This is a genomic window from Prevotella sp. MGM1, from assembly GCF_002933775.1.
Classification (GTDB): domain Bacteria; phylum Bacteroidota; class Bacteroidia; order Bacteroidales; family Bacteroidaceae; genus Prevotella.
Map to the genome: position 1 here is coordinate 1 of NZ_BEWV01000035.1, position 7,584 is coordinate 7,584.

The 7,584-nt window shown below is 56.2% G+C and carries 5 protein-coding genes; 3 read left to right on the forward strand and 2 right to left on the reverse strand.

Annotated features, from left to right (window positions below; all coding sequences use genetic code 11):
- From MoGM_RS00560 to MoGM_RS00570, 3 genes are all read left to right on the forward strand, one after another.
- Positions 1-1,328: AMP-binding protein (locus MoGM_RS00560; protein ID WP_104368294.1), on the forward strand; the 1,328-nt coding region annotated here is incomplete at its 5' end.
- 28 nt (positions 1,329-1,356) lie between these two features.
- Positions 1,357-2,424, forward strand: coding sequence for a glutamate 5-kinase (gene proB, locus MoGM_RS00565; RefSeq protein ID WP_104368295.1), 1,068 nt, complete (start codon positions 1,357-1,359; stop codon positions 2,422-2,424).
- Between the two features lie 351 nt (positions 2,425-2,775).
- Positions 2,776-4,158: a pectate lyase gene (locus MoGM_RS00570; protein WP_104368296.1), complete on the forward strand. Its 1,383-nt coding sequence runs from the start codon at positions 2,776-2,778 to the stop codon at positions 4,156-4,158.
- Between the two features lie 202 nt (positions 4,159-4,360).
- Here the strand turns inward: MoGM_RS00570 and MoGM_RS00575 are convergent, their stop codons facing one another.
- The gene (locus MoGM_RS00575; protein ID WP_104368297.1) at positions 4,361-5,809 is read right to left on the reverse strand and encodes a family 43 glycosylhydrolase; all 1,449 of its coding nucleotides are present in this window, start codon (positions 5,807-5,809) and stop codon (positions 4,361-4,363) included.
- A gap of 87 nt (positions 5,810-5,896) precedes the next feature.
- On the reverse strand, positions 5,897-7,584 hold a 1,688-nt coding region (locus tag MoGM_RS00580), incomplete at its 5' end, for a family 43 glycosylhydrolase (RefSeq protein WP_146078595.1).

The following is a 7,584-nucleotide window of genomic DNA, read 5'->3' on the forward strand; positions in this document are numbered from 1 at the left end:
ACATTGTATACCGCAACAACCGCGCCGGCATCAAAGCGATCGTCTGCGTGGGCGAAGAGTACGTCATGCGGCAGGTAAAGCAATCGCTGCCCGACAGTCCCACCGTGGAAACTCTCGTCAGCATAGGTCCCGAACAAGAGGACGGCTTCCATAATTGGCACGACGAATGGGCATCGGCGCCGGCTTTCACACGTCCCGAGCAGGTGAACGCCAACGACGACACGATGCTGATGTACTTCACGAGCGGCACGAGCGGAAAGCCCAAAATGGTGGCACACGACTTCCTTTATGCCCTCGGACATCTTACCACCGGTGTGTTCTGGCACAATCTCACCGAAGAAAGCATACACCTCACGGTGGCCGATACAGGCTGGGGGAAAGCCGTATGGGGCAAGCTCTACGGCCAGTGGTTTGCCGGAGCGGCCGTATTCGTATTCGATCACGAGAAGTTCACCGCCGACAAAATACTACGCAGGATAGAACAATACCGCATAACATCATTCTGCGCGCCGCCCACGGTATACCGTTTCATGATACACGAAGATTTCTCACGATACGATTTGTCATCACTGCGCTATTGCTGCACGGCCGGCGAGGCCCTCAATCCTGCCGTATACGACAAGTTTCTCCAGCTTACCGGCATACACCTCATGGAAGGGTTCGGACAGACCGAGACCACAATGACACTCGGCACGATGCCATGGACAAAGCCGAAGCCCGGCTCCATGGGACTGCCTAACCCGCAATACGACATCGCTCTGATAAAACCCGACGGCACACCATGCGAAGACGGTGAGAACGGAGAGATTGTAATAAGGGTCAACGATGAAAACGGAGAAGGGGAAAAGCCTATCGGGCTGTTCAAAGAATACTATCGCGACGATGAGTTGACACATCGCGTGTGGCACGACGGATATTACCACACCGGTGATGTGGCATGGCGCGACGAGGACGGTTATTACTGGTTCGTCGGCCGTATAGACGACGTGATAAAGAGCAGCGGCTACCGAATAGGGCCGTTCGAGGTGGAAAGCGCCCTCATGACCCACCCCGCCGTCATCGAGTGCGCCATCACCGGCGTACCCGACGATATACGGGGAATGGTGGTAAAGGCCACGGTAGTACTCAAAGACACATGGAAAAACAGGGGGGGCGAGGAACTGATAAAGGAGCTTCAGAACCACGTAAAGCGCGAAACGGCTCCATACAAATATCCCCGCATAATAGAGTTCGTCGATGAACTGCCCAAGACCATCAGCGGAAAGATACGCCGCGTGGAGATAAGAGAGAAAGACATGCATCCGGAAACGACGAAAAAAAACGATTAAAAACCACCGGCAACACACATTCACGGTTATGCGAATAGTAATCAAGATAGGCAGCAACGTAATCACACGCGACGACGGACGGCTCGACATCACCCGCATGTCGGCTCTCGTAGACCAGGTGGCATGGCTGAGAGACAACGGCCACGAGATAATACTCGTATCAAGCGGAGCCGTGGCCTGCGGACGTAGTGAACTGAAAGTGAGCCACAAGCTCGACAGCGTGGAACAGCGGCAACTGTTCTCTGCCCTCGGGCAGGCAAAACTGATAAACCTCTATTACGACCTGTTCCGCGAATACCACATACACGTGGGGCAGGTGCTGACTATGAAAGAGAGCTTCGCCACCCGCCGCGAATATCTCAACCAGCGTGCCTGCATGACCGTGATGCTCGGCAACGGGGTGATACCGATAGTCAACGAGAACGACACCGTGAGTGTCACCGAACTGATGTTCACCGACAACGACGAACTGTCGGGCCTCATAGCATCCATGATGGACGCCGACAAACTGATAATACTGAGCAATATCGACGGAATATTCGACGGCTCACCACACGACCCCTCGTCACGGGTAATAAGGACGGTAAGCCCCGGACGCGACCTGAACGAATACATAAGACAGGAGAAAAGCGGTTTCGGCCGCGGCGGAATGACAACCAAATGCGGCATAGCCCGCAAGGTGGCTGACGAGGGAATACAAGTGGTCATAGCCAACGGCAAGCGCGACAACATACTCATCAGCCTCGCTCTCGACCCCGGCAACACGCCTCACACCGAGTTCACACCGAACACCGGAGCCGTTTCTAACGTCAAAAAATGGATTGCCCACAGTGCGAGTTTCGCAAAAGGCGCGGTCCGTGTGAACGAAAAGGCCGCTTCGGCACTGTGCGGCGACCGTGCCGTGAGCCTGCTGATGGTCGGTGTCACTGCCATAGAGGGAGACTTTGAAGAGGGCGACATCATATCAATCATCGACAACCGAGGCACCCGCATCGGCATAGGCCGCAGCTCATACTCCTCCGTTGAGGCCGCAACGCTCATCGGCAAGCACGACGTGAAGCCGATAATACATTATGATTATCTGTACATGGAATAGCGAACGGCCTCCGTCCGACGCCTGTTCATAAGCTGTTCAATATCACAACCCGTGACATTGAACAGCTTTTGTTTATCCCCGGGCTGTTGGACAGCCGCTTTATTCACATCTACCCTTCATACCCGGCACGGTCATCAGGATACATGGTAAGCCGAAAATGAGTCGAAAAGTTTGTTAAAACAACCTGTATAACTGGAAAAATCAGTAACTTTAACATTGTATTCGTGATTACCGGCGGTTATCTCTTGCCCGAGAGCAAAGTAAAGAAACCGAAACAAATCCATAATAACAAACTATCTAAAAACTTATATTTATTAAAACTCAGATTAAACAACAAACAGTCAGCTGATTATGAGATACATTTTACTAACCGCATGCCTGCTTTTCGCTGGTGCCGGCATGCAGGCTCAGCCGATAGCCTTTCCGGGAGCGGAGGGTTACGGCAAGTATACTACCGGCGGACGAGGCGGACGTGTAATCACAGTTACCAACCTGAACGACAGCGGCGAGGGAAGTTTGCGAGCGGCGGTGGAGCAGAAAGGCCCGCGCATCGTAGTCTTCGCAGTAGACGGCACCATCGAACTTAAATCTCCGTTGCGAATAAACAACGACAGTATCACCATCGCCGGGCAATCGGCCCCGGGCGACGGTATCTGCCTGAAAGACTACTCGCTAGTTGTGAATGCGAGCAATGTCATCGTCCGCTACATCCGTGTGCGGGTCGGCGACAGGCACAACCGGGACAGCGACGGACTGGGAGGCGGACGCTACGGACAGAAGAATGTCATTCTCGACCACCTGTCTGTGAGCTGGAGCATCGACGAGTGCCTTTCTATCTATAAGACCGAGAACCTCACCGTGCAGTGGTGCCTCGTGTCGCACAGCCTGAACAGGTCTGTACACACCAAGGGCAGCCACGGGTTCGGCGGCATCTGGGGAGGCTACAAAGCCACATTCCACCACAACATGCTCGCCAACCACGCAAGCCGCAACCCGCGCTTCGCCTCGGTCGACGGCACCAAGTGGGTCGACTACCGCAACAACGTGGTGTATAACTGGGGGTTCAAGACCGCATACGGCGGCGGACATCACGGAGAGATAAACATGGTGAACAATTATTATAAGCCTGGCCCGGCTTCCGAACATCACCGGTTGCTTGATGTTGCGGCAGACGGCACCGGACGCTATTACGTTGCCGGAAACGTGATGGAAGGAAACGACGCTGTGACCGCCGACAACCGCAGCGGCGTATCCGACCGGCCCGGACTGCAATACGTACCGGCGCAGAAAAACGCCAGGAAGACGAGGGGTATCTCACAGGAAGCCATTCCCACCGAAGGCGAGAAAAGCCAATCATGCCTTGTAGTCACCCCGTTCCCATACGAGCCGATAGACGAGGATACCCCGGCCGAGGCTTACCTCAGGATTCTGGCTTCCGTAGGGTGCAGCCTCTCGCGAGACACATACGACAGCGAGGTACTGCGGCAGGTAAAAGAGGGCATAGGTACGTTCGGAAAGAACGGCATCATCAACACTCCGGAAGACGCAGGGGGCTGGCCGGAACTGAAAAGAGGAAAGGCTCTGCCCGACAGCGATGGCGACGGAATGCCCGACGCCTGGGAACTTGCGCACGGCCTGAATCCCAACGACGCGGCTGACGCTGCCGCATACAGCCTTGACAAGTCGTTCACCAACATAGAAGTGTATCTCAACGGATTGGTTGCCGGAAAATAATTAGCGGCCAATCTCCTATCACAGAATCTATCACTCCCTCTATATACGACAGTATTCAAAGGTTGCCGCAGATAGAGGAAGCGAAAGATTTTTTACGGTAAAAGCGCTTTGCGCTGCCGGGCATAGCCCGATACTTCAAAGAAAACATAAGGCCGATGACAAGATGCCGTAAAGAAATCAAATCACCGGCCGTGAAAAAGTGTCACTCTCCGGAAAATATCCATTTGGAGTTGTCCGTACCGAAATCGTACGGCGCGAGTGTGGGCGTACTGTCACCCACGGAGTAAAGCACATACTTTTTGTTTATTCCCGGTTGTCCGGGTATTCCTTTAGGCATGATGCGGAACGTGCCGTCGGTCAACTGCTCGATGCGCCACAACTGGCTGTCGGCTCCCGTAAAGGCCGGAACAGACGCCACTTCCATGTCGCCCGTGGCGCAAAGGGCGCGGTCTGTTCCGGCTATGGTAATCTTGAAATACGGATTACTGAGATACCCGCCCGCCCCGGGCACGGCCTCGATATTCCACAACTGGTGCGGACGGAACATATTATCGCCCGTGCGCACGCCAATACCGCCCTCGGGCCATGATGCCCCAACCTCACCGAGAGTCTGGTCGGGTATACGCTCAAGAGGCGCGTCGGGAGATATGTTGTGCCAGCCCATGCGGTTTTTCCGCTCTATGCGCACAAAGTCGACAGCCAGTTCGAGCGCATATTCCCTGCGACAGGAGAGAATCGAGTATTTGCCTTCACGGAAACTGCGTCCCACGGTAGGCCAGCCGTCTTTCCACTGCAGCGGGCGGACAGCCAGCACGGAGTGGCCGCTGCGGTCGAAATCGGCCTCATAGTGGAACGACGCCACCTCGACACCCTCGTCGACGACCGTGCGCCCGAAGTGTCCCGCTCCCACACGCCGAGGCTCAGCGCCTGCCACCATCTTGCCGCCGCCTTCCAGCATCGAGCGGCCCACATTGTCCATATAAGGCCCTGTCACATTACGGCTGCGCCCGCAGACGATGTTATACGTGGAGTTCACCCCGTCGCAGCATGTGCCGTGGGTGCCGAGCAGATAGTAGTAGCCGTCACGATAGATAAGGTCCGTGGCCTCGCAGTCTATCGCTATGTCCACGGCCTTGTTTCCCTTGACCCTGAATCCCGTCTTCGGGTCAAGCTCTATGAGGCGTATGTTTCCGAAATATGTGCCGTACGACACCCACATCCGTCCGTCGGTGGGGTCGAGAAGCACTCCCGGGTCTATGGCATCGTTGTCTTCCAGTCCGTCTGACGAGGCCACTTCCACCGGCTCCGTGTACCGGAAATCGGGTGACCGCGGGTCGAGTGTCTTGTTCCACATGGTGAGAATACGGCCGTTGTGACCGCCGCCGAGACCGCCGCCCGTGGCTCCGTATACCACAAGATACCTGTCGCCTATCTTTATCACATCGGGTGCCGCACCGCCGCCGGGACGCACCCCGCCGCCATGCCACGACCAACCGTCGTCGCTTATCAGTCCGCCGCCGCCCGTGCCGAACGTGTAGTATTTGCCGTCGCACTCGGCCAGTGTCGACGGGTCGTGTATCCACGGCTGTCCTGTCTGCGCCATTGCGGCCAGAGGAAGCCCGAGAAGTATTGCCGATAATATCTTTTTCATTGATGTTCAGTGTTTGATGTTCAGTGATTGAATGTCATTATTATTGTTTTTCCAAACGTGCAAGACCGTGGCTTGAAGCCCCATTGCCTATTTCAGGGTCACCTTATAACCGGTGACGGGCCGCCCCTTGCCGTCGATGAAGCGCACACAGAAATCGCTCATGCCCGGCCCGTTTATAACAGCCCCGCGCAAAACATGCCTTCCTTTCTTCAACGTGAGCTTCCGCGACACCACATCATCCTTCACCATACGGCGGTCGCCTGAGAGCAGCAATACTTCCTCACCGTCTATCCACCACATCGAGGCCGAGTTGGAGCCTGCCGCAAGCCGTACGTCGGCAATGTCACGGTCGCAGTCTATCACGGTAACAGCATGGAACAGCACTCCATACTCACGTTTCTCCAGTCCCGTGGCAAAGCGGAACAGTTTCACGTTGAAGCGGTTGCTCTCCATCGCGTGCCACGTGAGCTGCCGGCCGCCGGCCGTCACCCGGCTTCCGTCTTTTGGCAGCATGGCGTCCTGTCCGTCATAGTAAGTCATGTTGAGGTGCTCCCGCAGGTAACTGTCAGTAAACACGGTGTTGCTCCTGTTGGGCTTGTCTATCGGCTCCAACAGCAGCCACCGGCGTATAAATCCGTCACTGTCGGGAGAAGTCTTTCCTGCGGCGGGCTTCACGAAATACCTCTCGCGCGGCTGTTCGGTCAGCGACAGCCAGTCCACCTCGGCGTCCCTGCCGTCTTGCAGTGTCAGCGTCAGGTCGCTGACACCCTCAGGCATCGTGCCTACGCTGATGTCCTTCTCCTGCCATTCTCCCCGGGTATCGTCCACATCGAGCATGGTCTCGTAGCTTCCGAGCCGCAACGCGAAACGTGCCTTGCCCGTGGTCTTCACCCGCAGACATACATTCTCCGCGCAACCGCTCTTCGTGTCCACACGGTTATATCTCACCCAGGCGCCCCGCCCGGCAAATACCGTCTTCCAACCGCGGAAACAGTCGGCTGTGTCATGATACTCAATGGCGGCTCCGCCTCCTATATCGCTATACCTGTCCAACTGCACCGGCTTGCGGGCATCGCTGACGCCCACGCCACGCCGTGTAGGAACGACCTCGCTGATTGTGCCGTCGGGGCGGAAGAAAAGCGAGTCGACGCATGCCGAACGGTTCTTGTCGAACGACGGACTGTAATCGTTGTGATGGTAAAACAGATACCACTGGTCTTTAAACATGACTATACTGTGATGGTTTGTCCAGCACCCGGAGGGCGACTCGCCCATGATTATGCCTTTATACGTATAAGGTCCCATGGGGCTGTCGGCCATGGCATACGCCAGGCACTCAGTGCCACCATCATGTCTCACCCACGGGTAAGTAAGATAGTACTTCCCGCCACGCTCGAACGCGAACGGCCCTTCCTTGAACCCGTCGGGCAATCCGCCTATCCGCTGCGGCTCTCCGTCAAGTTCCAGCAAGTTGTCTTTCAACCGGGCTACAACCAGTCCGCCGGCCGCCCAGAAAAGATAGTGATGTCCGTCGGCCGCCTTCATCACGCAAGGGTCAATCCCGGAAACGCCCTCTATGGGCTTGTCCTGCGGCACGAACTTCGGGGCGAACAGCCCGTCGGCTACGGCAACGCCTATTCCGAACCCACGCCGCCGGCCGGGCTCGGTCTTGGGGGCGTCGGGAAAGAAGAAATAGTACTTGCCGTTGTGCTCCACGCAATCGGGCGCCCACATGGAGTAAGCGGCCGGATCGCCCCAAGGCACTTGTTCCTGAG